General features: G+C 65.1%; 2 protein-coding genes. One reads left to right on the plus strand and one right to left on the minus strand.

Annotation, left to right across the window (positions count from 1 at the left end):
* Positions 1–340, minus strand: a 340-nt coding sequence (locus RI563_RS09735; protein WP_310694183.1) for a TraR/DksA family transcriptional regulator, incomplete at its 3' end; no start/stop codon positions are given.
* A 258-nt stretch (positions 341–598) separates the two neighbouring features.
* Between RI563_RS09735 and RI563_RS09740 the strand changes: the two genes are divergently transcribed.
* A partial coding sequence (locus RI563_RS09740; protein ID WP_310694184.1) for a SulP family inorganic anion transporter occupies positions 599–1194 on the plus strand: 596 nt, incomplete at its 3' end.

Genomic DNA, 1194 nt, shown 5'->3' on the forward strand with positions numbered 1-1194 from the left:
CGCTGGCGCAGCGGATACAGAGGGTGGCGGCGGGATCGGCGAACAGGCGGGCGGGGGCAATGTCCTCCTCACAGCGCAAGCAGTAGCCATAATCGCCCGCATCCATCCGACGCAGGGCCGACTCGATACGTGCTCGCATCTGCTCCCGCCGCTGCCCGGCGGCCCGGGACATGGCCTGCCCCTGCAGGGCGTCCATGCGCGAGAGGCGCCCGACGCGGGTCTGATCCAGCTCCACGGTCGAGCTGGCCTCGTCATTGGCCTCGCGGGTCTCATCCAGCGCGGCCCGCTGTGCCAGCAGGGCGGCACGCAGTTGTTCGAGTTCGGTGTCGGTCAGGCTCATGGGGCCATAATACGCCTTGATCCGTGCACAGTGCACCTGCCGTGCCTTGCCGGGCGCGTTGTGGTATAGTGCGCGCCGCGTTTGCCCCCGCACCCCGCGCGCAATTGCCGACTTTCTGTCCGCTGTGGCGCACCGGCGGTGCCCGCCAATGCTTTTATTCTCCCGACTTAAACAGTCGTTGTCGCCGCTGGCGGCTGGGTTGCACCGGCTTCGTACCCGGCATGGCGCACGACTATTGCAAACCGGAATAACCAGATCATGTACCAGACCCTGAAAACCAACTGGCTCAGCAACCCGCGCGGCGATCTGCTCGCCGGCATCGTGGTGGCGCTGGCGCTGATTCCCGAGGCCATCGCCTTTTCCATTATCGCCGGCGTCGATCCCAAGGTCGGTCTGTATGCCTCGTTCTGTATCTCGGTGGTGATCGCCTTTACCGGCGGACGCGTGGGTATGATCTCCGCCGCCACCGGCGCCATGGCATTGCTGATGGTCACCCTGGTGCGGGACCACGGGCTGGAATACCTGCTGGCCGCCACCCTGCTGACCGGACTGCTGCAGATTGGCGCCGGCTATCTCAAGCTCGGCTCGCTGATGCGCTTTGTTTCGCGCTCGGTGGTGACCGGTTTTGTCAACGCGCTGGCCATTCTGATCTTCCTGGCCCAGTTGCCGGAGCTGAACCCGGCCACCGAGGGCGTTACCTGGCATGTCTATGCCATGACCGCCGGCGGGCTGGGGATCATCTACCTGTTTCCCTACCTCACCAAGTCCATCCCCTCGCCGCTGGTCACCATCGTGGTGCTGACCGCGCTGGCCATCTGGCTGGACATGGATATTCGCAACGTCGGCAGCATGGG

Source organism: Thiohalophilus sp., from assembly GCF_031581315.1.
GTDB lineage: Bacteria > Pseudomonadota > Gammaproteobacteria > UBA6429 > Thiohalophilaceae > Thiohalophilus.